The sequence below is a fragment of the Ochrobactrum sp. SFR4 genome, assembly GCF_019730395.1.
Taxonomy (GTDB): domain Bacteria; phylum Pseudomonadota; class Alphaproteobacteria; order Rhizobiales; family Rhizobiaceae; genus Pseudochrobactrum.
The window spans coordinates 39,293-62,593 of the sequence record NZ_JAAPBB010000004.1 but is presented as its reverse complement, the minus strand read 5'-3'; the positions used below and the strand labels follow the sequence as shown (position 1 = coordinate 62,593).

At 51.0% G+C, this 23,301-nt stretch carries 25 protein-coding genes and 1 tRNA gene; 14 read left to right on the top strand and 12 right to left on the bottom strand.

Going from position 1 to position 23,301, the window contains the following annotated elements; genetic code table 11:
• Positions 1-71: 71 nt before the first annotated feature.
• Both HBA93_RS06195 and HBA93_RS24115 read right to left on the bottom strand, forming a co-directional pair.
• Positions 72-281 (bottom strand): hypothetical protein, encoded by a 210-nt coding sequence (locus tag HBA93_RS06195; protein WP_221722696.1) that lies wholly within the window; start codon positions 279-281, stop codon positions 72-74.
• Entirely contained in the window at positions 278-826 is a 549-nt protein-coding gene (locus HBA93_RS24115) for an Arc family DNA-binding protein (protein ID WP_286201779.1), read from the bottom strand. Before HBA93_RS24115 ends, HBA93_RS06195 begins: the two co-directional genes overlap by 4 nt.
• On the opposite strand from HBA93_RS24115, the gene HBA93_RS24495 reads away from it, so the two are divergent.
• From HBA93_RS24495 to HBA93_RS06145, 9 genes are all read left to right on the top strand, one after another.
• Complete coding sequence (locus HBA93_RS24495; RefSeq protein ID WP_353619329.1) at positions 774-884, top strand: hypothetical protein; 111 nt, start codon at positions 774-776, stop codon at positions 882-884. The genes HBA93_RS24115 and HBA93_RS24495 overlap by 53 nt on opposite strands.
• Before the next feature lie 46 nt (positions 885-930).
• Positions 931-1,641 carry a phage regulatory protein/antirepressor Ant gene (locus tag HBA93_RS06180; RefSeq protein ID WP_221722694.1) on the top strand — a complete coding sequence of 237 codons (711 nt, stop codon included), beginning with the start codon at positions 931-933 and terminating at the stop codon, positions 1,639-1,641.
• Positions 1,642-1,653: 12 nt separating this feature from the next.
• Positions 1,654-1,923, top strand: a complete 270-nt coding sequence (locus tag HBA93_RS06175) for a hypothetical protein (protein ID WP_221722693.1) — start codon at positions 1,654-1,656, stop codon at positions 1,921-1,923.
• A gap of 78 nt (positions 1,924-2,001) precedes the next feature.
• Positions 2,002-2,808 carry a phage tail protein gene (locus HBA93_RS06170; RefSeq protein ID WP_221722692.1) on the top strand — a complete coding sequence of 269 codons (807 nt, stop codon included), beginning with the start codon at positions 2,002-2,004 and terminating at the stop codon, positions 2,806-2,808.
• Entirely contained in the window at positions 2,808-4,484 is a 1,677-nt protein-coding gene (locus HBA93_RS06165) for a hypothetical protein (protein WP_221722691.1), read from the top strand. Before HBA93_RS06170 ends, HBA93_RS06165 begins: the two co-directional genes overlap by 1 nt.
• Entirely contained in the window at positions 4,484-4,948 is a 465-nt protein-coding gene (locus HBA93_RS06160; RefSeq protein WP_221722690.1) for a hypothetical protein, read from the top strand. Before HBA93_RS06165 ends, HBA93_RS06160 begins: the two co-directional genes overlap by 1 nt.
• Positions 4,949-5,014: 66 nt before the next feature.
• Positions 5,015-5,767 carry a glycoside hydrolase family 108 protein gene (locus HBA93_RS06155; protein ID WP_286201778.1) on the top strand — a complete coding sequence of 251 codons (753 nt, stop codon included), beginning with the start codon at positions 5,015-5,017 and terminating at the stop codon, positions 5,765-5,767.
• Entirely contained in the window at positions 5,764-6,024 is a 261-nt protein-coding gene (locus tag HBA93_RS06150) for a hypothetical protein (RefSeq protein WP_221722689.1), read from the top strand. The genes HBA93_RS06155 and HBA93_RS06150 overlap by 4 nt, the downstream gene beginning before the upstream one ends.
• A gap of 96 nt (positions 6,025-6,120) precedes the next feature.
• Complete coding sequence (locus HBA93_RS06145; protein ID WP_221722688.1) at positions 6,121-6,447, top strand: hypothetical protein; 327 nt, start codon at positions 6,121-6,123, stop codon at positions 6,445-6,447.
• Here the strand turns inward: HBA93_RS06145 and HBA93_RS06140 are convergent, their stop codons facing one another.
• The 6 genes from HBA93_RS06140 to cpdR all read right to left on the bottom strand — a co-directional run bounded on the left by HBA93_RS06140 (position 6,448) and on the right by cpdR (position 8,377).
• A complete protein-coding gene (locus tag HBA93_RS06140) occupies positions 6,448-6,624 on the bottom strand; it encodes a hypothetical protein (RefSeq protein WP_221722687.1) in 177 nt (58 codons plus the stop codon).
• Positions 6,625-6,709: 85 nt separating this feature from the next.
• On the bottom strand, positions 6,710-7,099 hold the full coding sequence (locus tag HBA93_RS24490) for a cupin domain-containing protein (protein WP_353619324.1): 390 nt from the start codon (positions 7,097-7,099) through the stop codon (positions 6,710-6,712).
• An 80-nt stretch (positions 7,100-7,179) separates the two neighbouring features.
• On the bottom strand, positions 7,180-7,434 hold the full coding sequence (locus HBA93_RS06135; protein WP_122093786.1) for a hypothetical protein: 255 nt from the start codon (positions 7,432-7,434) through the stop codon (positions 7,180-7,182).
• On the bottom strand, positions 7,434-7,586 hold the full coding sequence (locus HBA93_RS06130) for a hypothetical protein (RefSeq protein WP_221722877.1): 153 nt from the start codon (positions 7,584-7,586) through the stop codon (positions 7,434-7,436). The genes HBA93_RS06135 and HBA93_RS06130 overlap by 1 nt, the downstream gene beginning before the upstream one ends.
• Before the next feature lie 235 nt (positions 7,587-7,821).
• Positions 7,822-7,896: transfer RNA gene (locus HBA93_RS06125), tRNA-Val, on the bottom strand.
• Between the two features lie 118 nt (positions 7,897-8,014).
• Positions 8,015-8,377 carry a cell cycle two-component system response regulator CpdR gene (gene cpdR / locus HBA93_RS06120; protein ID WP_022709690.1) on the bottom strand — a complete coding sequence of 121 codons (363 nt, stop codon included), beginning with the start codon at positions 8,375-8,377 and terminating at the stop codon, positions 8,015-8,017.
• Between the two features lie 425 nt (positions 8,378-8,802).
• Between cpdR and HBA93_RS06115 the strand changes: the two genes are divergently transcribed.
• Together HBA93_RS06115 and hisN are read left to right on the top strand one after the other, a co-directional pair.
• On the top strand, positions 8,803-9,711 hold the full coding sequence (locus HBA93_RS06115) for an N-formylglutamate amidohydrolase (RefSeq protein ID WP_221722686.1): 909 nt from the start codon (positions 8,803-8,805) through the stop codon (positions 9,709-9,711).
• Positions 9,712-10,017: 306 nt separating this feature from the next.
• Positions 10,018-10,809, top strand: coding sequence for a histidinol-phosphatase (gene hisN, locus HBA93_RS06110; protein WP_502910057.1), 792 nt, complete (start codon positions 10,018-10,020; stop codon positions 10,807-10,809).
• A 12-nt stretch (positions 10,810-10,821) separates the two neighbouring features.
• On the opposite strand, the gene HBA93_RS06105 is transcribed toward hisN, so the two are convergent.
• Complete coding sequence (locus tag HBA93_RS06105) at positions 10,822-11,811, bottom strand: alpha/beta fold hydrolase (protein WP_221722684.1); 990 nt, start codon at positions 11,809-11,811, stop codon at positions 10,822-10,824.
• A 251-nt stretch (positions 11,812-12,062) separates the two neighbouring features.
• Here HBA93_RS06105 and HBA93_RS06100 point away from each other — a divergent pair, with 251 nt between their 5' ends.
• Positions 12,063-12,554 carry an Hsp20 family protein gene (locus HBA93_RS06100; protein WP_221722683.1) on the top strand — a complete coding sequence of 164 codons (492 nt, stop codon included), beginning with the start codon at positions 12,063-12,065 and terminating at the stop codon, positions 12,552-12,554.
• A gap of 56 nt (positions 12,555-12,610) precedes the next feature.
• Here HBA93_RS06100 and HBA93_RS06095 read toward each other — a convergent pair whose 3' ends face one another.
• Entirely contained in the window at positions 12,611-13,663 is a 1,053-nt protein-coding gene (locus tag HBA93_RS06095; RefSeq protein WP_121993050.1) for a threonine aldolase family protein, read from the bottom strand.
• A gap of 665 nt (positions 13,664-14,328) precedes the next feature.
• On the opposite strand from HBA93_RS06095, the gene gltB reads away from it, so the two are divergent.
• Both gltB and HBA93_RS06085 read left to right on the top strand, forming a co-directional pair.
• The gene (gene gltB / locus HBA93_RS06090; protein ID WP_353619328.1) at positions 14,329-19,074 is read left to right on the top strand and encodes a glutamate synthase large subunit; all 4,746 of its coding nucleotides are present in this window, start codon (positions 14,329-14,331) and stop codon (positions 19,072-19,074) included.
• 31 nt (positions 19,075-19,105) lie between these two features.
• Positions 19,106-20,575, top strand: coding sequence for a glutamate synthase subunit beta (locus HBA93_RS06085; RefSeq protein WP_221722681.1), 1,470 nt, complete (start codon positions 19,106-19,108; stop codon positions 20,573-20,575).
• Between the two features lie 33 nt (positions 20,576-20,608).
• Here HBA93_RS06085 and HBA93_RS06080 read toward each other — a convergent pair whose 3' ends face one another.
• Positions 20,609-21,889, bottom strand: coding sequence for an SGNH/GDSL hydrolase family protein (locus tag HBA93_RS06080; RefSeq protein ID WP_221722680.1), 1,281 nt, complete (start codon positions 21,887-21,889; stop codon positions 20,609-20,611).
• A 110-nt stretch (positions 21,890-21,999) separates the two neighbouring features.
• Positions 22,000-23,235, bottom strand: a complete 1,236-nt coding sequence (locus HBA93_RS06075) for a lytic murein transglycosylase (protein ID WP_221722679.1) — start codon at positions 23,233-23,235, stop codon at positions 22,000-22,002.
• Between the last annotated feature and the right edge of the window lie 66 nt (positions 23,236-23,301).

Sequence of the window (23,301 nt, the reverse complement as noted above, 5' to 3'; positions counted from 1 at the left end):
CTGAATGAAAAACGGCTTGGCATTTGCGCTAAAAAACGGCTGTTTTTCATTCGGGTCGTGGTCGATTTGGCTCAATTCATGCACCCAGCATTGCGCATTCTTTCATACATGGCCATTTTTTGCCAATCACTAGCCCATTGGTCATTTAAGAATGCGCCTGCTTTTGCACAAAACTCATCCCGCGTACGTGGTGGCGACTGATCTTCTTTCGTCGGCTGGTTTGGGGTGGACTGGCAAGCAGAAAGCAGCGCCGTTAATGCTAGAATAGCTGATCCTCTCATTCACCTTTCCTCCGCTTTAGCTCTGTGTCTCTGTTTTTAATACGGCCATCGATGCCCCTTTGTACCTTTATATCTAAGCTTTCTAAGCGGCCTCGCAATAAATCAGCCACCTCTTTGGCAGCCTCTTTGGCCGCAACCTTAGCTGCAGATTCCAACATTGCTTTAATTTGTGCAGTATCAGGGGCTTCTGATGTCGTTTGGTTGTCTTCGAAAGAAGCTTCAAGCCGCGCAAGTATCTCAGCATTCATAGAACGCTTATTTGTGGATGCGGCAGCTTCAATGGCATCCTTGATTGCAGGAGTCATGCGGAGCTTAAACTGCGGGTCTGTTTGCTTAGGTGTTGCCATATCGGTTGAATAAACCAAAAAGGTACTTGACGCAATTGAACCTATTAGGTACATTGAACCTATTAGGTGCATGAAGAGATAAAATATGGACGAAAGAAAACAATTTAAAGTTGCTATCCCGCTAGAAATGAAGCGCTGGCTCGCAATCCAAGCAGCCCAAAATATGAGGTCGCAATCATCAGAGATATTAATAGCCATTCAAGAAAGAATGGATCGCATGAACAAAGAAACAAAAAAGGGCGAAGCTACGGCCTAGACAACCAGCTTCACCCTTATTGAAAAACCACTACAAGGATTTCAAAATGGAACTTAACACAAATCTCAGTCGAATTGCAATTCAGTCGTCGCAAGGCGCATCGCTCACCATGTCGAGCCGCGAAATTGCTGCCCTTTGTGAAAAGGATCATAAAAATGTCAAACGTGACATTGAGGCAATGTGCACCGGCCTTGAAATCAATGCGCTCACTTTTGAGCTTATCTATAAAGACAGCAGGAACAGGGATCAGAAGGAGTATTGTCTTCCTAAAGATCTGACGCTGACTCTTGTGGCTGGCTATAATGTAAAGCTCCGTAAGCGGATTATTGATCGCTGGATGGAGCTTGAAGAGGTATCGCTTGAGAAAGCGAAACCCCTTGATTTTTCCAGTCCAGCCGTAGTGCTTGGCGTTATTGGACATTTGCAGGGGCAAGTTCGGGCTCTTGAAGGGCGTTCCAAGACACTCACCCGCCTTGAAGGTGCAAAAGGGTCTATGTGCATCAGCGATGCCGCTAAAACTCTTGGTGTTCAGCGTAAATGGCTTTTCGACTTTATGTCGTCGCGCCGTTGGATTTTCAAACGTGCAGGCAACAAGAACTGGCTGGCCTATGATGACAAGCGTAAATCTTTGCTTCTTGAGCATGATGACCATATTTATATGGATGATATCGGCCAAGAGCGCGTTTCTACCCGTGTTTTGGTAACAGCTAAAGGTTTGGTCAAACTGGCTGAGCTTATCGAACAGCCATTACATTGAGGAGGGTGAGGTATGACCACTATCTTTGATCTGGAATCACCGGCCTGCAATGCACATAGTATGGCTTCAATTTTGCTGGACAGGCTTCATCGTCACTTTGAGCGAAGCCACCAAGGCTTAACAGGCTCTAAAGATTATTATTACCTATCTGCCGAAGATATAGACTGTCTCTTATTCGCTGCTGGTCAGTTAAAGGCTATGGTTGGTACAGTTAAAACCACAGTTTACAGCGTATTAGACGAGCAAAACGCGGATACGCAACCCCTTCCAAAGGCAGCATAAAATAAGGCGGCACAGGCCGCCTTTTCTATTTCCCCCACAGCCTCGCTTTCGCGGGGCTTTTTTATTTGGAGGCCAGAAATGCCCTTAGACGCAAACGGCCGGCATACATTGCCGCCGGTGTATAAAGCAATCACAGGCACAACTGTTCTTGCGGAACAGCATAATATCCCGCTTGAGGATATCTCTCAGGTCTTATCAGAAACCATTAAGCGCAATGGTTCCACGCCGTGGCTGGCTGACCAGTCAATGAGCGGATACCGGCTTACCAATATTGGTGACCCGAAAGCAGCGGGTGACGCTGTAAACCGGCGCACTCTTGATGGGGCGATGCCCATCGGTGCACTTATGGCTTTTGCTGGCCCTGCCGCGCCCACTGGTTGGTTGCTGTGCTTTGGTCAAGCCATTTCAAGAACAACCTATGCGGCGCTCTTTGCAGTTATTGGAACTACCTACGGCGCAGGCGACGGCGGCACTACTTTCAATTTACCCGATCTGCGCGGTCGTAGCGTTGTCGGCAAGGATGACATGGGAGGCGCGGCAGCAAACCGCATCACAACAGCTGGTAGCGGTTTGGATGGTAAAGCCCTTGGTGCAAATGGCGGCTCTGAAAGCCATAAGCTGACAATTGATCAGTTGCCGAGCCACCGACACGAAGGCAATACAAATCAGTCTGGTGGCCATGCGCATTATTATACAGGGGCTGCAACGGACGTAAATTATGGCGGCGACCGTCCATCCGGCAAAGGCGGAAACAGCAAGTCCATTACGGATGAAGCTGGCATCCATACCCACTCTCTTGAAACAAACTACAAGGGGGGAGACCAGCCTCACCCTAATCTGCAGCCTTCAATCATCCTTAATTATATCATTCGGACAGGTGTATAATGGCTGACGAACGAGTAAGAATTAACGACCTTCCGGCAGACGCATCACCATCGCCTGATGATAATGTGGCTATTGACCGAGCAAGTACGCGGCGGACAACGGTTAGGCAATTGGTCGCCGCTGCTCTCCCGATTGCAACTGAACCGCAGGCGCGACAAGGCCTGAACGATGCCGTCGCTATGACCCCGCTTAAAACAGCGCAGGCCATTGAAACGCTTGGTTCTTCTCGGTTTGCATCTATCGCACAAGGAAATCTTGCCGCAACTGCTGTGCAACCAAATCGCACTATCGCGACCGGCACAGGATTATCCGGAGGCGGTGACCTTTCGCAGGATCGCACGGTGTCTCTAAGTGCGGAAAGTATCGCATCTTTGGCAAGAGCAGATTCAGCTGTTCAATCAGATCGCACAGTTTCGGCAGGATCAGGTCTTGTCGGTGGTGGCACTCTGGCGGCGAATATCACCTTGTCATTATCATCAACGGCTTTGGCAACATTGGCTTTGGCGGATACAGCTGTGCAGCCTGCCGACCTTGGAGCTTTGGCTCGAAAAGATAAGGTGGCTACCACTGACATTGATGCTACAGGCTCAACGAGTAACGGGGCATTATTGACGCGTGGCGGTAATTGGGTTGTACCGTCTGGTGGTGGCGATATGTTTCGCCTGACTTACGATCCCAAAAATAAACTGACAGATGCATTTGATATGGCCAATATGGATGAGGCCGCAAATGCAAAGATTATGACTGCTGCAGAACGAGCAAAACTAACCGGCATTGAAACGGGGGCGCAGGTCAACACGGTCAGGACTGTTGCAGGGAAAACCGGTGATGTTGTTGTAAATAAAGCTGATGTTGGCCTCGGCAATGTAGCCAATAAGACAGAAGCGCAAATGGCTGCTACTGGTGCGATTGCAGATGCAATAGGCGGTAAGCTTAATCTTTCCGGCGGGCAAATGACCGGAACGATAAACGGAGCCGCAGCAACTGCAGCTGGCCTTAGTTCGTTCTTTGCGAACACACACGGCGGGTCATTTGATGGCATGCGTACACGCGGTGCTCCATTTACGTCATGGGTTAACCACTCAGGAAGCTCGTATGCTCCGGTAGTGAAGATTTCGTACAACAGCGCCAACGCGTATGTAGGTCATTGGTCTGTGGGGGTGTTGAACGGGCAGGATGCAAATGCCAACACGTTCTGCATTAGTCATGTTAATGCTGATGGTCATTTAGGCCGGTCTTGGTTTTTCAACCCTATTAGCGGGGATCTTGAAATCCCAGCAGCATTGAAGATGACACGGGGTGCCTTTTACGACGATGGAAACTCTGGAGGTGCCAAGTGGGAGGCTTGGGGCAGCTGGTATGCCTTTGAAGCCATTAACAATCGTATTGAGCAACGAGCGCGTGATTGGGCGGTTCAGGAAGGTAACTGGCAGACGCGCACGTACCTTCTGGCAGAACGATTTCCTATTGGGTCTACACTCCTAGCGCGTGTTAACCACGCAGACCTGCCTTCAGGTACTTGGGTCGGAGGGGATCAAATAGAAATGGTGTATTTCTCGGATGGTAACGGTACACCAATGCGCATGAATTCCAGCAACGGCCCCGGCTGGGGTTCTTGGGAGGCGCTGAGCCATATCTCTCGTTATCACGCAGGCAACTTTAAGAGGGTGCAGTAATGGAGCCATATATTGTTAAAGTGGTAGCCCTGCGTTGGCTCAATGCTGAGCATAGTTTGCTCGGTGCAGACGTAACATTCTCACATCGCGGCGGCGTAGACCCAATGTGTGTGACAGGCAATTATGACACACGGCTTGGCCGTGAGCTTTGGGACGAGGCGCTGTATGGTCTTCATGGTGAAATCGCCCCATATGTGCCGCCGCCTGAACCAACACCTGAAGAACAACGCGCCCAGATGCCGCCAATCAGCAAGCGCCAGCTGCGCCTCACTTTGGTGCGCAACGGCATCAGTCTTTCTGACCTTGATGCGGCTATTCTCGCAATGGGCGATGAAGCTATCATCGAATGGCAAGATGCTTCTGAGTACCGGCGCTTGCACCCCTTGCTCAACCAAGTGGCCACGCATCTGTCGTTAACGCAGGAACAGGTTGATGCAATGTGGCAGCAGGCTTTAACCGCCTGACGATTGTTCTATCGTTGACTGTTCGCACCGCCCTTGAGGCGGTTTTTTATTGCCGAAAGGAACGCTATGCGTGAGACCTTAACGACCGCGCTTGACCTGATGTTTGGTCATGAGGGCGGATATGTGAATAATCCGAAAGACCCAGGCGGGGCTACAAAATATGGCATCACGCACAAGACATTGGCGGCGCATCGTAGCGTGTCCAGCGTCACACCTGCGGAAGTGAAAGCATTGACCAAAGAAGAAGCCGTCGAGATTTACCGGCGCTCTTATTGGGTGCAATCCGGCGGCGATCTGCTTCCGGTTGGCATTGACTTCATGGCCTTTGATTATGGCGTGAACAGCGGTCCCGCACAGGCGGTTAAATCACTTCAGCATGTGGTTGGTGTGACTGCGGACGGCATTGTGGGCGGCCAGACAGTTGCGGCAGTGAATGCCTATAAGGGCGATCTGATCGGCGCTTATGCTGCTGAGCGCCTCCGGTTCATGAAGACGCTTAAAACATGGCCGACATTCGGGCGGGGCTGGCAAAAGCGGGTGGCACTTGTGACAGGCCAAGCTCGCGCTATTAATCGCGCTTCTCTACCAACTATTAGCAACGAACCTGCACCGGCTAAAGCCAACCCCAAAGATCAGTCAATCACGGAAACGCTGAAAAAACCAGAGGCGTGGGCATCAATCGGTGGTCTCTTATCCGGTCTTGGTGGCATGGCTTCCGGCACCGGCCCCATGCAGTGGGCGCTAGCAATCATCATGGTTGGGGCATTTGTCACCGGTGCATACTTCCTCATCAGACGAATGCAGGATCAGGCAGCATGAGGATCAGCCTTCAACACATCACTGGTGCGGTCATCGGAGGGGCAGTTTCAGGCCTCTTTTTTTATGCGCTCGGCATTCATGATGGCAAACAAGATGCGGCCTTGAAAACCGCTCAAGCCGTGGCACAGGCAATCCAGAACAGGGCAGGGATCAATGAAACAATCGACAATTTGGATAGCTATAGCCTTTGCCGTGAGCTTGGCGGGGTGTCAGACCAGTGCGAACAATTGCGCGGGATGGCAGAAAATCAGCCTTAAACCGGAAACGGCTGTTTATCTGGCTGGCAATGACCAGAGTGCAGGCAAAGGTGTTGCCGGTCACAATCAGTTTGGCAAAAAGCAGGGGTGCTGGTGATGGAAGACCCTTTGGCTCAATACGGACTCAAAGTTTCTGTTGTAATTGCTGGCTTTGCTGGCGGAGTGCTGCGGGCGCTGTCTCATAAGAACTACACGTTCCGAGAGGCCATAGCATCGCCGGTATGCGGGGCATTGGCGGCCGGATATCTCACAAGCCCATTTGTGCATTATCTCAATGCGATTCATTTTCCGCTGCCGCCTGATGATGGTTCAAACGTCACAATTCACGCAGGAGCATTCCTTGTTGGGGTGTGCGGTATGTGGATCAGTGACGCGGTATTTGAGATTATCAGCAGGCGGATAAAGGGCAGCAAAGGTGAATAATTACTTCGGCGTTTTTGCGCCATCGTCTTTGTGTTCAAAGCAGAACCATTCGACCCCATAGCGGCCAGCAAATCCAAAAGCTCCCCATTCTTTGCAGCCTTCATGCATGCACCAATGGATATACAAGGCCTCTTGTTTGGCCGGTTTGTTTTCCCATGGCGGGGTATCATCGCTCATTCTATTATGCCTTTTGAACACAGGAAGCTGCGCCGGCACCAGTGATGGTGTTGCTAATGATGGCGCAGCGATTGCTTTGTTGTGGTTATGTCGTTGGTGGTTCTAGACCATTTGGTAGTGTTATCCAGATAACAGTTTGGGCTTCAGGAGAGTGGCGCGACAGGTGTCCTTTACCGTGAGTGTCCTCTACCAACACAAAGCTTCCGGCAGATACATGCCGTGTTTGGCCATCGCTGGTTTCGTACTCAACCGAGCCGTTGAGCCTAACAGTGAGTATTGATGCTGGTACGCAGTGCCACGACACCTCTCTCATTCCAGCAGGAATGTGAGTAATTCGTACTTGCGATGCTGGATAGCTGGCGGTTACATCGAATGGTGTAGCGTCAGGGTGGACAGACACTTTTCTGGTCGGTAACTCGACTTCATCAAAATGCGATTCTCCGTCCGGCGTGGCGTAAATTCGTAGGCATTTCATGAAATTGTACCTTTATGAGTGGTGTATTAAGGCATCCGTGGGGTAACATGGACTTGCCTCCAAATGAATGCTCCTCATTGTCACGCTAACCCTCCGGTAAAGCCGGACATTTCATCCAGCCGAACCATGGCCATGCGCATCTGACCTTTGCAGCCTCGCGCTTTGCATCGGGCGCGTTTCTCAATCTCATCCAGATAAAGCTGTTCACGGCCTTTGGCTGTGCAGATCGTGGCCTTGTTGATGTAAACAAGCCTGCTGCATTTCTTGCAGATCATTTCCAGCTTTTGCGTGTCGGACAAATCACTGACCCTGTATTTGGTTTTCCAGTTGCCCATTAATAGAAGTCCTCCGCGGAGGGGATACGCACATAGCTGATCTTGCCGCCGACTGGTCTGCCGCGCAGACGCTTGTCGCATTGCTGTTCAACGCTGGCGAAGAAGCCGTCAAAGTCGAGGTATAGGCGTTCAATGGTTTCTGGCTTGCGCATGGCAGAACAAATCCGTGGCGCAAACGAGTGCGCGAAAATAGATTTAATTTTTAAAACTTCAATTCTGTTCTACAAATGTTCTCTTGTAGACAAGGAGTCAATATCTGAAATTGCTGATTTGTTTTGATGTGATCAAATATGAAGGGGAAACTATTGTTAGGTTCAATGAACCTACAGATCGCTATTTATTGATTAATAAAATGGCGCTTAAGTCTTTGATTTATTGAGGTTCGGATGGTGGGCGTAACAGGGATTGAACCTGTGACCCCTACAATGTCAATGTAGTGCTCTCCCGCTGAGCTATACGCCCATCCGATGACGCGCATACACCATATTGGTTCGCGCGCGTCAATGCCCTTTTGAAGAATAAAGAGAAAAAACTTTGTTTTACCTGTTGTTTTTCAACAGGCTTAGTCCGAGACCTGCAATCAGGCTGCCAGCAACATTTTCTCGATCTCATTCACGAGATCGCGCAGATGAAACGGCTTGGAAAGGACTTTGGCTTCACGCGGTGCATTCGAGTCGGGATTGAGGGCAACGGCAGCAAAACCGGTGATGAACATGACTTTGAGGTCAGGATCAATCTCGGTCGCACGGCGCGCCAGTTCAATTCCGTCCATTTCAGGCATAACAATATCCGTCAGCAGCAAAGAGAATGGCTCTTCGCGCAGACGCTCATAGGCGCTGGCTCCATTGTCGAAATGGGTGACATGATAACCGGCTTTTTCCAGTGCTTTCACCAGAAAACGGCGCATATCATTATCATCTTCAGCAAGCAGAATTCTTTTCATTGGTCCGTCCGAATGTCTGTACGCTTTTTATCTGCGTGTCCCCAGCATGATATTGCGGTGACAAAATGGCAAGAAAAGCGATTCAATCTGATCCTATAAGACGCTGCTTTGGTAAATATCGGATGAATCATTCCTATTAATCTGCCGCGTCTCCGTGACTGGCAGTAAAGTTGTTTTATCGTACATGCGTTTTAACAGGCAAAATTTTCTTTAAAAATGACATATAGGGCAGTTCAAGAAAATGTCATGTGTCGTGGTATGAAATTGTTCTTAAATAATAAATTGAACGCCTGCTGCCGGTATTTTCTGGAAAATATGACAATTCCGGCTTTGCTTTTCCTGATTATCAGTTAGGCTTGAGGGATAAACGGCTCTCGGGCCAAAATAATCCGGGCAAATGCCCTTGCAGTATATGAAAGCGAAGAATGAGCCTGCAACGGGATTTTCAGACAATTACTCCCTTTGAAGTCTGTGCTCCGGCACAACAGCGTATCCCGTTCGTTTTTAATTCACCGCATAGCGGAAGTCATTATCCTCCGGCATTTCTGCAGCAGTCCCGTCTCAGTCCTCATGATATCCGCCAGTCAGAAGACTGCTATGTTGATGAATTATTCGCCATGGCTGTACCGTTGGGGGCGCCTTTGCTGCGTGCGCATTTCCCGCGTGCTTATCTGGATGTGAATCGTGAGCCCTACGAACTCGACCCGAAAATGTTTAACGAGCCTGTGCCGTCTTATGCGAATATCAGGTCGACACGGGTTGCAGGCGGCTTAGGCACAATTGCTAAAATTGTTGGGGAAGGTCAGGATATTTATAAATCCAGACTGCCATTATGTGAGGCGCTCGACCGGATAGAAACGATCTACAAGCCGTATCACCATCAGCTCGGACAGTTGCTGAGCGATACACGGGCACAATTTGGCTATGCTGTTCTGGTGGATTGCCATTCTATGCCGAGCGGAATGGACATGGCTGATCATGCCGGTCAGAACGGGGTTGCAGGGCGACCGGATTTCATTATCGGTGACCGTTTCGGGCGTTCCTGTTCGGATGCTTTGTCTTGGGCAGCAATCGAGCTGCTGCAAAATATGGGTTATAATGTTGCGCATAATAAGCCTTATGCCGGTGGCTATATTACCGAGCATTACGGGCGTCCGCATCGTGATTTTCATGCTTTGCAAATTGAAGTGAACCGCGCACTCTATGTCAATGAAAACAGTCTTCAGTACCTGCCGTCATTTGCGGGGCTTTGCCGTGATCTGACGCAATTTATGGCAGATCTGACGGCCTTGCCGGATTATGTGTTTTTGCAGAAACCGCAGGCTGCAGAATGAGACACGCATAAAAAAAGACCGCACAAAAGTGCGGTCCAAAATCTAGGGAGGAAACGCCCTTGCGGGCGAAAACAGACATATTGTCCGTTAACTATTTTATTTTGCCGGTGAGTTACGGTCAATTCGGAATTCGGAAAAATCAGACATTTTTATGAAAATTCTGAATTTTCTGAAGTTACAATCAAATTAACTTATTGATATATTTCATCAAAATGTTTTGGCTAAAAGCTATAGCTCAAGCATTTTGATGAAATATATCGCCGAAATTTCGTCGAAATGCTAAAATCCTGCTATGAAATGGAGTGAATTTTCGTGGTGAATTCGTCGTTTTTGAAAGAGGTTGCGCTTGCAGCGTCCGAACAAACCCTGCCGCGATTCCGGCAAAAAATCGCAATCGATAATAAATATACTGTCGGTTTTGATCCGGTAACCGAAGCGGATCGCGAGGCTGAAAAAGCCATTCGCAAAGTGATTAATCAGCATTTCCCCGGTCATGGAATTCTGGGAGAGGAATTTGGCGGCGAAAATCTCGACAGCAGCCATATCTGGGTAATTGATCCGATTGACGGCACCCGTGCTTTTATCTCCGGATTGCCGGTCTGGGGAACGCTGGTCGGCCTGATGGTTGATGGCGATGCCCGTATCGGCATGATGTCTCAGCCGTTCACCAACGAAATGTTTTATGCGCTGGGCGATGGTGCGTTCTGGAGCGGGCCGGAATATGCAGGCAATGGCGGGCATGTGCAGCTGAAAACCCGCCAGACCACAGATTTGTCGGAAGCAACGGTTTTCACAACGTCTCCCGCTTTGTTCAAAGACACGCAGCGTGAAGCGTTCGATCGTCTGGAAGCACAGGTGCGTTTGTCCCGTTATGGTGTGGATTGCTATGCCTATGCAATGCTGGCTTCCGGTTTTGCCGATCTGGTGATTGAGAGCGGTTTGCAGCCTTATGATGTTATGGGGCTAATTCCGGTGATTGAACAGGCGGGCGGTGTCATCACGCAGGCCGATGGCGGGCCTGCGGAGAAGGGGGGCTATATTGTAGCAGCTTCTTCGGCAGCTTTGCATGAACAGGCTCTGAAACTGCTCAATGCCTGATTATTATGTGGTCTATGCTTCTGTCAGCGCCGGTTCAGTATTCTGTTCCGGCGCGTTTGATCCCGGTATGAATGCATCAAATGCTGCCCAGACCTGCTCCCGATAAAAATCGCTTTCCTGCAATAATTCATGTCGCGCACCGTCAATGGTAATCAGAGACGCGCTGCGTAATTTTTCAGCAAGGCGCATTGCTGCTTTACCATCGACAACACGGTCGGCACCGGGAACGATAAACAGCGTCGGGATCGCAAAATTCTCATAAAATTGCTGATTGTTGATACTGTGAATGGCATTGAGTGTTTGTGCCAGCCAACGGATTGTCGGCCCAGCAATACCCAGTTGCGGATGATCGCGTGTGATTGCGGCATTGCGCAAATAACGGGTCTGATCGTGCGTAAGCGGGTTGCCGTCAAAACTCTCCGGCGGCAGTTGCAAAGGGACTTTGCCTGCATAGCGGCTGCCAAAACCGGATGATGCCAGCAATGAGGCAAGGGGCCGTAGCTGGCGGTCTGAGAATATACTGCGCGCTAGCCCGAGAAAAGGGGAAACCAGAACCATGCGGCGGATGCGCGACTGCAGCATTTCATGCGATTGCAAGGTAATTAACGCGCCGGTAGAATGAGCTAAAATATAGAATGGCGGCGGGCAATCGGGCATGATGATGGTCTTGAGAAAAATCTCGAAATCACTGCGATAATCGGAGAATTTGCGGACATAGCCACGCGCAGCATCTTTGAGCATGCGGAACGATCCGCCCTGACCACGCCAGTCCATTGTCGCAACACAAAAACCGCGCCGGTTCAGATCGCTGATTGTTTCATAATATTTTTCAAAGGCTTCATTACGTCCGTGGAGTAAAATGACAGTGCCGTTGCGCGGTGTATCTTCCGCATAGGGGCAAATGGCATAGCGCAGCTGAAATCCGTCGGCAGACTGAAAATAGCCTGCCTGCAATCCTGCGGGCGTCTTGTTATTTTCTGTCTCAAAATACGGATTTGTCATTACTGCTACTCTTGTCATTGCGTGCCGGTGAAGCTTCAGTGCTTCTTATATGGTCTGCATATAGCGGGATCATGGCGGGCGGAAGACAAATTGTAAATGCCGGAATTGCCCCCTTGAAATATGTTTTTGGCAATACCAGATCATTGGGGTAGCCGCCTGATAAGGGGCTGCGCAAACGAGAAAGGCTCGCCGATAACGGGAGTTTTTCAGACAGTCTTTTAACGCAACGTCGCTCTGAAGGAGGGCATTTTATGCGTCATTTTGATTTTTCTCCGCTTTACCGTTCAACCGTTGGTTTCGACCGTTTGTTCACGATGTTGGACAGTCTCGGCCAGCCGGAAAGTGCGCAGGCTTATCCGCCTTATAATATTGAGCGCACCGGTGAAAGCTCTTACCGTATTACCATGGCTGTGGCCGGTTTCGATCAGAATGAGATTGAAATTGAAGCTCACCGCAATCAGCTGACCATCAAAGGCACCAAGATTGCCGATGAAGCGGACAGTGAAAAAGAATTCCTCTATCGCGGAATTGCATCGCGTGCGTTTGAACGCCGCTTTCATCTGGCCGACCATGTTGAGGTCGCCGGTGCGAGCCTGAAAAACGGCCTCCTGCATATTGATCTGAAGCGTGAGATTCCGGAAGAACTGAAGCCACGCAAGATTAATGTGACGAGTGTTTCAGGCGATACTGTGCAAAGCATTGATGCCAAAACAGTTGATGCAAAAGCAATCAGCAAAAACTGATCTGCACATATTGTGGTAATGAAAAAGGGCAGGAAATTTCCTGCCCTTTTTGTTTGTTATAATGCTTTGATAAGGCTGACGAATTTATCTGTCTCGGCTTGCGTAGTGGCGAAGCTGGTAACAAGACGAATGAAAGTTTCGTCCTCAGCAATCGGATCGGCGCTGTGCGGCGGGTTCCAGTCATAGAATACTGCGCCCTGCGCCAGTAGTTTTTCACTGTCTGACTTTTTCAGAATGGCGAAAATCTCATTGGCCTGCGGTTGCCATGCCAATTTCACTTTGCCGGAAGTTTCGATAGCATTTGCCATTCTGGTGGTCATGGCATTGGCATGACGGGCAAGATTGAGCCACAGATCATCTTTGAGATAAGCATCAAACTGTGCGGCAATGAAACGGGTTTTCGAGAACAGCTGCGCTGCACGTTTGCGGATAAATGGCAGGTCTTTTGCCTGATCAGGATTCATGAACACCAGTGCCTCTGCACACCAGCAGCCGTTTTTGGTGCCGCCGAAAGAGACAATATCCACGCCCTGTTTCCATGTCATTTCTGCCGGTGTAACACCCAGCGTCACCAGAGCATTGGCAAAGCGTGCGCCATCGAGATGCAACGGCAGATTATGCTCACGGCAGATAGCTGAAATCGTGGCGATTTCGTCAAGTGAATATAGTGTGCCGATTTCTGTGGCCTGCGTGATAGTCACAGCCATTGGCTGACCGGCATGAATGAAGGCAGGGTTGAAGCGCTTCAGTTCTTTGCGCAGATTTGCCGGATCCATTTTACCCAGAGCGCCGTCTACCGGATGCAGACGGGCGCCGCCGGTGAAATATTCCGGTGCGCCGCATTCATCTTCGATCACATGGGCTTCACGATGGCAAAGCGATACACCGCCCGGACGGTTGACGCTGGCCAGCGCCAGAGAATTGGCGGCTGTACCTGTGCCGACAAAATAAACCGCAACTTCGCGTTCAAATAATTCATTGAAGCGCTGCTCGACTTTTTTGTCGATTTCACTGGCACCATAGGAAGCAGCAAAGCCACCGGCATGAGCAGTAATATTGGCATTGATATCAGGATGGGCACCGGCCCAGTTATCGGAAGCGAAGAACATCAAGAGCTCCGTATGCGTCAGGACTAAGAACTAAACTGCAAATCGCTTACAGGGTGCAGTTTAATGTGATGCGTGTTTATAGCTGGTTTTTTCTGACACACGAATGAAACCTGATATCAAGTTTCAGTGTGGTCACATTGACGCAGTTTGCCTGTATTGCAGCTTACGCAACCTTCTAAATCCTTGTTTTTTCATAAAGCAAAATTGATCGCGCAATAAAATTTCAAAAAATCGATTTAAAATTGAATATTTCGTGCTTGTAGAGCGGAAAATATTCTGCAATAAAATGATAGGGCAGCAATGCTGACCTATTGAGCAAAGTTTGACTTAGGGAGAATCCGGCGAATTTTGCTGCAATTCATGCTATGATTTTACCTGTTTTCCGCAATGGCAATCAAAGCGGCCGTTGCGATAACTGGTGGGAACATTCCGTTCATGCGCACGCCATTGCGTGCTTAGTAACAAGGGAGGCCGGTCAATGATTAATCTGATGTATTATGCTGTCTGCTTCCTTTGGTGCGCTGCACGGACAGGCATTTTCACAAGCTCATTTAACAATTCTGTCGTTTCAGTTCCGGCTTTTATCCCGTCCGGAGGACGGGTTGGTGCCGCACGCCTGAGCCGGCACATGGCCCTGTACCGGGTCTAAGGAGGTTTCGATGTTGATCAAGTCGCATTCTGTTGGGGCATTTCAGGCTCATACGCATACAGAAAAAGGCGGCAAAACCACAACATCGACTAAAACCGCCCAAACATCCCGAACTATGCCCAAGAAACAAGGGCTCTATGATCCGCGACATGAGCATGATGCCTGTGGTGTCGGCTTTATTGCGCAGATGAAAAACGTGCCGTCGCACCAAATTGTGCTGGATGGCTTGCAGATGCTTGAAAATCTGACGCATCGCGGTGCCGTCGGCGCAGATCCTTTAATGGGGGATGGTGCCGGTATTCTGGTGCAGATTCCGTACCGGTTTTTCCGAGAGGAAATGGCAAAATCCGGTATTCATCTGCCGGATGCCGGATATTATGCTGTCGGCCAGATTTTCATGCCGCAGGATGTAAAACTGCGTGCGCATCTGGAGCGGGTGATTACGGAAGTGATCGCCGCAGAAGGTCAGACATTGCTCGGTTTCCGCACTGTGCCGGTGGATAATAGTTCACTGTCCAAAGCGCCGGAGATCGCTGCAACCGAGCCGGTGCATCGTCAGGTCTTTATCGGCCGCAACCCGAATATTGCCAGTGATGATGATTTCGAGCGCCGTCTGTTCGTGCTGCGTAAGGTGATTTCCAATCGGATTTTCCACGAGACAGAAGGCCGTGACAACGGTTTCTATATTGTCTCCATGTCTGCCCGCACCGTTGTTTATAAAGGCATGTTTCTGGCCTATCAGGTCGGTGCCTATTACAAAGACTTGGCCGATCCGCGTTTTGAAAGTGCGATTGCACTGGTGCATCAGCGCTTTTCAACCAATACTTTCCCGTCGTGGAAACTGGCGCATCCGTATCGCATGGTTGCCCATAATGGCGAGATCAACACGCTGCGCGGCAATGTAAACTGGATGGCTGCGCGTCAGGCTTCGGTGGATAGCGAGCTGTTCGGCAATGATATTTCCAAGCTTTGGCCGATCTCCTATGAAGGCCAGTCGGACACGGCTTGTTTTGACAATGCACTCGAATTTCTGGTGCAGGGCGGTTATCGCCTGAGCCATGCGATGATGATGCTGATCCCTGAAGCCTGGGGCAATAACAAGCTGATGGCTGATGAGCGTAAGGCATTTTACGAATATCATGCCGCTTTGATGGAGCCTTGGGACGGTCCTGCCGCCGTTGCTTTCACCGACGGCCGTCAAATTGGCGCGACGCTGGATCGTAACGGTCTGCGTCCGGCACGTTATCTGGTGACCGATGATGACCGAATCATTCTGGCATCGGAGGCGGGTGTACTGCCGGTGGACGAGAGCCGCATTGTCAAAAAATGGCGGTTGCAGCCGGGGCGTATGCTGCTGATTGATCTGGAAGAGGGACGCATTGTCAGTGATGACGAGCTGAAATCCCAGATCGCCAGCGCGCATCCATATCGCCAATGGCTGAAAAACACACAGCTGGTGCTGGAAGATCTGGCACCGGTGGAGCCACGCGCGCTACGCCGTGATGTCAGCCTGATCGAGCGTCAGCGCAGTTTTGGTTACACACAGGAAGACACCAAACTGCTGATGGCGCCGATGGCGACAACGGGGCAGGAAGCGGTTGGTTCGATGGGTACGGATACACCGATTTCCGCGCTCTCGGACAAGGCCAAACTGCTTTATACCTATTTCAAGCAGAATTTTGCGCAGGTCACCAATCCGCCGATTGATCCGATCCGGGAAGAACTGGTGATGAGCCTTGTATCTTTCATCGGGCCGCGTCCGAACCTGTTTGATCTGGTCGGCACCTCACGGCGCAAGCGGATGGAAGTGCGCCAGCCGATCCTGACCAATGCTGATCTGGAAAAAATCCGCTCGATCGGCCATTCGGAAGACCGTTTTGACACCAAGACACTGGATATTACCTATCCGGTGAATGAAGGTGCGGCAGGTATGGATGGTACATTGGCACGTCTGTGCGACCGTGCGGAAGCCGCTGTGCATGGCGGCTATAATATCATCATCCTGTCTGACCGGCAGGTCGGGCCTGACCGTATCGCCATTCCGGCTTTGCTGGCAACGGCTGCCGTACACCATCATCTGATCCGCAAGGGTCTGCGTACATCTGTGGGACTGGTGGTCGAGAGCGGTGAGCCGCGTGAAGTGCATCATTTCTGCTGCCTTGCCGGTTATGGTGCCGAGGCGATCAATCCGTATCTCGCTTTTGATACGCTGACCGACATGCATCAGCGCGGCGATTTTCCGCCGGAAGTCGACAGCAGTGAAATTGTCAGCCGTTATATCAAATCTATCGGCAAAGGCATGCTGAAGGTGATGTCGAAAATGGGCATCTCCACCTATCAGTCCTATTGCGGTGCACAGATTTTTGATGCCATCGGCTTAAAACAGGATTTTGTCGACCGGTATTTCTTTGGCACAGCTTCGATGATTGAAGGTGTGGGCTTAAATGAAGTGGCGCAGGAAACTGTGCTACGGCATAACACGGCCTTTGTGAAAGAAATCGGCGGTACCGGCGCTTTGCCAGCGGGTGGTGAATATGCGTATCGTATTCGCGGTGAGGCGCATATGTGGTCGCCGGATGCGGTGGCCAAGCTGCAACATGCCGTGCGCAATGACAATCCGAAGAGCTTTGCGGAATATTCCGAAATGCTCAACAGCCGCTCAGCCGCTGCTAAAACCATTCGCAGCCTGTTTCACTTAAAGCGCGCCGGTGAACGCGGCAAGAGGCCGGTGGATTTGGCAGAAGTTGAGCCTGCGGCTGAAATCGTCAAGCGCTTTTCAACCGGTGCGATGTCCTTCGGCTCGATCTCGCGCGAGGCACATACAACATTGGCAGTCGCCATGAACCGGATAGGTGCCAAGTCCAATACCGGTGAGGGCGGGGAAGAGCCGGATCGTCTCTATCCGCTGCGCGACGGTTCACCAAACCCGCAGCGCTCGGCGATCAAGCAGGTGGCTTCTGGTCGTTTTGGCGTGACCACGGAATATCTGGTCAATGCTGATATGATCCAGATTAAGGTGGCGCAGGGTGCCAAGCCCGGTGAAGGCGGACAGTTGCCGGGGCATAAAGTGGATGCGACAATCGCCAAGACACGTCATTCCACACCACGTGTCGGCTTGATCTCACCACCGCCGCATCATGATATTTATTCCATTGAAGATCTGGCGCAGCTGATTTTCGACTTGAAAAATGTCAATCCTCAAGCCGATATTTCGGTCAAGCTGGTGTCGGAAGTCGGTGTCGGTACGGTTGCTGCCGGTGTTGCCAAGGCACGTGCCGATCATATCACCGTTTCCGGCTATGACGGTGGTACCGGTGCATCACCGCTGACTTCGCTGAAACATGCCGGTTCCCCTTGGGAAACAGGTTTGGCCGAAACCCATCAGACATTGGTTCTCAATGGTTTGCGCTCGCGCATTGCATTGCAGGTCGATGGTGGTCTGCGCACGGGGCGCGATGTGATTATCGGTGCTTTGCTGGGTGCGGATGAATTCGGCTTCTCCACCGCACCACTGATTGCTGCCGGTTGCATCATGATGCGCAAATGCCATCTCAATACTTGTCCGGTTGGCGTGGCGACCCAAGATCCTGTGCTGCGCCAGCGTTTCAAAGGCACGCCGGAGCATGTGATCAACTTCTTCTTCTATCTGGCGGAAGAAGTGCGTGTGCTGCTGGCCGAGCTTGGCTTTACCAAGCTTGAGCAGATTATCGGCCGTTCAGACCTGTTGGAAAAACAGGCGGCGATTAATCACTGGAAGGCACAGGGGCTGGATTTCAGCCGTATCTTCTATCGCCCTTATGCGGCCATTGCTGGTGATGAAAAACAATTGCGCCATACGCAATTGCAGCAGCATCCGATTGATGATGTGCTGGATCGTGATTTGATTGCAGCTGCCGCACCGGCACTGGAAAATCGTGAGAAGGTTACACTTATCCGCAGCATTAAAAATACCGATCGCTCGGCAGGGGCGATGCTGTCCGGCGCGCTGGTCAGCCGTTACCGCCACAAAGGTCTGCCGGAAGATACGATTCAGGTGCGTTTCAACGGTACTGCGGGGCAGTCTTTCGCAGCCTTTTTGGCGCATGGCATCAGTTTCGAACTGCATGGCGAAGGCAATGACTATATCGGCAAGGGCTTAAGCGGCGGGCGGATTATTATCCGTCCGAGTGAAGACAGCCTGCTCAAAGCCGATGAGGCGATTATTGCGGGCAATACTGTGCTCTACGGCGCGATTGAAGGCGAATGTTATATTCGCGGACAGGCGGGTGAGCGTTTTGCCGTGCGTAATTCCGGTGCCGTTGCTGTTGTTGAAGGCGTGGGCGACCATGGCTGCGAATATATGACCGGCGGTGTGGTGGTTGTGATCGGCGAGACAGGGCGCAATTTCGCGGCCGGTATGTCCGGTGGCGTGGCCTATGTGCTGGATGAAGCCGGTGATTTTGCCCAGCGTTGCAATATGGCAATGGTCGAACTGGAGCCGGTGCCTGAAGAGGATGACATTCTCGAAAAGCTGCATCATCACGGCGGTGATCTGATGCATAAAGGCCGCGTGGATGTTTCCGGCAATATGACCCGTCACGATGAGGAACGTCTGGCACAGTTGCTGGCCAATCATCATCATTATACGGGGTCGCAACAGGCACGGATGATCCTTGATAACTGGGAACAGTATCGTCCGAAATTCGTCAAAGTCATGCCGGTCGAATATCGCCGTGCCTTGGAAGAGATGGAACTTCTGCGCAATCCGGTTGCCGCAGAATAATCCGCACTTCAGAAAAGAACAGGTTTTTAAAATGGGTAAAGTTACAGGTTTTCTGGAGATCGACCGGCAGGTTGCGCAATATCAGCCGGCATCGGATCGTATCAGGCATTTTCGTGAATTCACTCTGCCTATGAGTGAACCGGAAGTGCAGAAACAGGCTGCACGCTGTATGGATTGCGGTGTGCCGTTCTGCCATGGCGATAAAAGCGGTGACAGCGGTTGTCCGGTGAATAACCAGATTCCGGACTGGAATGATCTGGTTTATGCGGGGCAGTGGGAAGAGGCGATTGCCAATCTCCATTCCACCAATAATTTTCCGGAATTTACGGGGCGGATTTGCCCTGCGCCGTGTGAGGAATCATGCACGCTCAATCTTGAAGATATGCCGGTGGCCATCAAAACAGTTGAGCAGGCACTGGCCGATAAGGCTTTCGAACTGGGGCTGATACAACCGCAAATCGCGGCTATTAAGACCGGAAAACGTGTTGCGATTATCGGCTCGGGCCCTGCAGGTTTGGCCGCTGCACAACAGCTCGCACGGGCTGGTCACGGTGTTGATGTCTATGAACGGGAAAGCCGTGCCGGTGGTTTGCTGCGCTATGGTATTCCTGATTTTAAAATGGAAAAGCACCTGATTGACCGTCGTATCGCCCAGATGGAAGGCGAGGGCGTGACGTTCCATTGCAGTGTGGAAATCGGCAAGGACATTGCGGTCAAACAATTGCTCAAAGATTATGATGCCGTACTCTATTGCGGCGGCGCGGAAACACCGCGTGATCCGGCTTTGCCGGGATCTGATTTAAACGGTGTTTATGATGCCATGCCTTATCTGGTGCAGCAGAACCGCCGTGTGGCGGGTGAAGACGAGCAGTCGCGTGCTTGGGCATTGGAAGACAGTATTTCGGCAGCAGGCAAACGGGTTGTGGTTGTCGGCGGTGGCGATACCGCCTCTGACTGTGTGGGTACGGCGTTCCGGCAGGGCGCAGTACAGGTAACGCAGCTGGATATTCGTCCTGAACCACCGGCACGGGAAGATAAGCTCGGCGTGTGGCCTTATTGGGCAACCAAAATTCGTATCTCTTCCAGTCAGGCGGAAGGCGCTATGCGCGAATTTCAAGTGGCAACCCTTGGCTTTGGCGGCGAAGACGGCCAACTGACCCATGTGCTTTGCAGTGCAGTGGATGAACGGCGCAGGCCAATTGCCGGTTCTGAATTCATTTTGCAGGCTGATTTGGCATTCATTGCCCTTGGTTTCAGTGGTCCTGCCAAGCAGGGTGTTTTGCCGGAATTAGGCGACAAATTGAAACTCAGGAAAGATACACGCGGCGGGGAGAGCGTGATGGCCAATGAAACGGATTATCACACATCCGTACCAAAATTCTTTGCAGCGGGTGATGTGCGTCGCGGCCAGTCACTTGTTGTCTGGGCAATCCGTGAAGGCAGACAGGCTGCACGGGCTATTGATCTGCAATTGATGGGTGCAAGTCTGTTGCCTGTGTGAATGAAAAAGCCCTGCTGAAAGCAGGGCTTCTTTTTAAGGGCGTGGCCAGCTGAAATCATCTGCGCGGCCATGCGGAGCCGTCTTTGTTACAGGCTTATTTCCTGCAGGCGCAGCAGCTGTTTTACTGATCGCGGTTGTGTCACCCAGTAAAATGTCATCATCTGACTGGTCAAGGTCGTTGAGTTTCACTGGTCCGATACGGGTAATTTCTTTATGCACCGGCAAAGCCATAGGCTCATTGCTTTTACTGTCAGATGAAACAGGAGCATCCGGCGATGAGAGTTTCAGCAACTGGCGTAATGGTTTTTCTGCATAGAAAGCCAGTTTTCGCTTGCCGGCTGCGGTCATATTAATCCCGTCATTGCCGCGCAGGCGTACTGTCTGGCCGTTCACATCAACACCGGTCTGTGTGAAGCTGCCTTTATCATCGACAAAACCGTCCCAAACATCAGCGAAAACAACCTGAGGTGTTACGTTTTCTGCCGTGCGGGTTTGTTCTGTGGTGACTTTGTAGGTGGCTTGCTCGGTTGCAGTCTTGTAAATCTTATTCAGCGACAGCATGGTCTGAGATAATGCAGATGACTGATAGGGAGGCTGGCCGATCCAGACAACAGGGACGCCGGATTTCGCTGTGACTTGCAGAAATTCATCAACTCGCGACTGATACAGTTTTTTCCATTCATCTGTATCGGCGGCAACACTGATACTTTTCTGTGTGAGCGGCTGACGGTCATTGGCTCCGATCATCATAACGACGACAACTGGTTTTTGTTCAGCCAAAATGGCCGGAAGTTCTTTGCTCCAGTTATAATAATCCTGACGAACAAAGCCTGATGAACCATTTGTCCGGTTGATAATCTGCAAATCCGCGGTTTGGGAAAATGTCTCTGTAAGCCCTTCGGCAAGACCACCGGCGATAAAATCCCCGATAACCATGATTTTCCGCGCATCGGGGTTCTTTGCGACGGCTTCCGGTTGCGGTGGTGTTATGATGGCTGGTTTAGGTTTGGCCACAACGGGTTTTTTCTTCACCGGTGCCGAGCGTCTCTGCGGTTGCTGAATCTGAGGGCGGGTGACTTCCTGCTGTCTTGGCTGTGCGGGATTACCGAATAAAATATCCAATAATGTGCGGCGTTTCTGTTGTTGCGGATATTGCTGGGCAATGAGAACAGAGGCGTCGTCCGGCTCTGTTATTTGTGCCTGTGCAGTGACAGCGGTCGTCAGCAATGCGGTCAGAGCGAAAACCACAGTTAAGGATTGCAGCCGGATGAATCCTGATCTGATCTTGTTCTGTGTGATTGTCTGATCCGTCATAACGGGTTTCAACCCTTAAATTTTCTGCCTGTATTCGCTGTTTTCAAAACGCAGATGAGCGGCAGTATAAAGGATCAGGCCGGATAAACCGGCCTGAAAATAAGTTGTATTTAACGGCGGCGCAGGACGCTGAGTACTTCTTTGCTCGGATGGCCGTCAGGTGAAAGCCCGTTGCGCTGCTGGAAAGCTTCAATCGCTTTGCGTGAACTGGAGCCGATTTTGCCGTCAATATTGCCGTCATAATAGCCAAGTGCACGAAGATGCGTTTGCAATTCCTCACGCTCTTTCATGGATATTGGCGTGAAAGGACGGTTCCAGTCCTGCACAAGGCCGTTGTAACCTGCTACACGGTCGGCCAGAAGACCCACGCCGAGAGCGTATTTATCCGCATTATTATAGCGCTTGATAACGAAGAAATTCTTGGTCATCAGGAAGGCAGGGCCACTGCGGCCATCCATGACTTTCAGCGTTGCTTTCTCACTGTCGCTCGGGAACGGCCGGCCATTGGCACGTACCAGCCCCAGACGACGCCATTCGGCAATGCTCAGGCTACCGGACGGGAACTTGCCCGAAGCGGGCAGAACGACTTCATAACCCCATGTGCGGCCTGGTTCCCAGCCGTTTTTTCGCAGAAGATTGGCAGCCGTTGCCAGAGCATCCGGCACGGAATTCCAGATATCGCGTTTTCCGTTACCATCAAAATCAACAGCATAGGCCTGATAGCTGGTAGGGATAAACTGGGTATGTCCCATCGCACCGGCCCATGAGCCGCTCAGATGCCCGCGGTCAATATCACCGGTCTGAAGAATTTTCATAGCTGCAATCAGCTGTGTGCGCGCATATTTGGCACGGCGCTGATCGGCATAGGCCAGAGTCGCCAGAGACCGGATCGCATCGCGCATCACATCCGGACGTTGCATCATCTCGCCATAGCCGGTTTCCATCGACCAGATGGCCAGAAGCACATTTTTGTCTACACCATATTGCTTTTCAATAGCATTGAGGGCTTTGCCCCATTTACGTGCCATTGCCTGACCGGTGCCGATAGAATGCTCATTGACACGGTTGTCGATATATTCCCAGACAGGAGATGTAAATTCGGGCTGGTAGCGCGCCTTTTGCAGCACTTCTGGATCAATGGCATTCACACCGGCAAAAGCACGGTCAAAAGTGGCCGGAGCAATACCGTTCTGCATAGCTACAGGCCGGAAACCGGAAACCCATTGACGGAATTTTGCGTCGGCAGAAGCATGTCCTGTTGAGAGCATGAGCGACAGGGCAACAGCGGAAGCTGTCGTCGCGGCTGTCTTCCACAGGCGGCTACTGAAAATATGGGTTCGAAGCATGCTTTTCTCCCTGAATATAAACTTTTGTATTTTGCAATCAAACAATGCACATCGGCATTGCTGCTG

Coding starts and splice junctions, on each gene's coding strand:
- HBA93_RS06195 (WP_221722696.1), bottom strand. CDS start 281: ATGAGAGGATCAGCTATTCTAGCATTAACGGCGCTGCTTTCTGCTTGC.
- HBA93_RS24115 (WP_286201779.1), bottom strand. CDS start 826: ATGGCTATTAATATCTCTGATGATTGCGACCTCATATTTTGGGCTGCT.
- HBA93_RS06180 (WP_221722694.1), top strand. CDS start 931: ATGGAACTTAACACAAATCTCAGTCGAATTGCAATTCAGTCGTCGCAA.
- HBA93_RS06175 (WP_221722693.1), top strand. CDS start 1,654: ATGACCACTATCTTTGATCTGGAATCACCGGCCTGCAATGCACATAGT.
- HBA93_RS06170 (WP_221722692.1), top strand. CDS start 2,002: ATGCCCTTAGACGCAAACGGCCGGCATACATTGCCGCCGGTGTATAAA.
- HBA93_RS06165 (WP_221722691.1), top strand. CDS start 2,808: ATGGCTGACGAACGAGTAAGAATTAACGACCTTCCGGCAGACGCATCA.
- HBA93_RS06160 (WP_221722690.1), top strand. CDS start 4,484: ATGGAGCCATATATTGTTAAAGTGGTAGCCCTGCGTTGGCTCAATGCT.
- HBA93_RS06155 (WP_286201778.1), top strand. CDS start 5,015: ATGCGTGAGACCTTAACGACCGCGCTTGACCTGATGTTTGGTCATGAG.
- HBA93_RS06150 (WP_221722689.1), top strand. CDS start 5,764: ATGAGGATCAGCCTTCAACACATCACTGGTGCGGTCATCGGAGGGGCA.
- HBA93_RS06145 (WP_221722688.1), top strand. CDS start 6,121: ATGGAAGACCCTTTGGCTCAATACGGACTCAAAGTTTCTGTTGTAATT.
- HBA93_RS06140 (WP_221722687.1), bottom strand. CDS start 6,624: ATGAGCGATGATACCCCGCCATGGGAAAACAAACCGGCCAAACAAGAG.
- HBA93_RS24490 (WP_353619324.1), bottom strand. CDS start 7,099: ATGAAATGCCTACGAATTTACGCCACGCCGGACGGAGAATCGCATTTT.
- HBA93_RS06135 (WP_122093786.1), bottom strand. CDS start 7,434: ATGGGCAACTGGAAAACCAAATACAGGGTCAGTGATTTGTCCGACACG.
- HBA93_RS06130 (WP_221722877.1), bottom strand. CDS start 7,586: ATGCGCAAGCCAGAAACCATTGAACGCCTATACCTCGACTTTGACGGC.
- cpdR (WP_022709690.1), bottom strand. CDS start 8,377: ATGAAAAGAATTCTGCTTGCTGAAGATGATAATGATATGCGCCGTTTT.
- HBA93_RS06115 (WP_221722686.1), top strand. CDS start 8,803: ATGAGCCTGCAACGGGATTTTCAGACAATTACTCCCTTTGAAGTCTGT.
- HBA93_RS06105 (WP_221722684.1), bottom strand. CDS start 11,811: ATGACAAATCCGTATTTTGAGACAGAAAATAACAAGACGCCCGCAGGA.
- HBA93_RS06100 (WP_221722683.1), top strand. CDS start 12,063: ATGCGTCATTTTGATTTTTCTCCGCTTTACCGTTCAACCGTTGGTTTC.
- HBA93_RS06095 (WP_121993050.1), bottom strand. CDS start 13,663: ATGTTCTTCGCTTCCGATAACTGGGCCGGTGCCCATCCTGATATCAAT.
- HBA93_RS06085 (WP_221722681.1), top strand. CDS start 19,106: ATGGGTAAAGTTACAGGTTTTCTGGAGATCGACCGGCAGGTTGCGCAA.
- HBA93_RS06080 (WP_221722680.1), bottom strand. CDS start 21,889: ATGACGGATCAGACAATCACACAGAACAAGATCAGATCAGGATTCATC.
- HBA93_RS06075 (WP_221722679.1), bottom strand. CDS start 23,235: ATGCTTCGAACCCATATTTTCAGTAGCCGCCTGTGGAAGACAGCCGCG.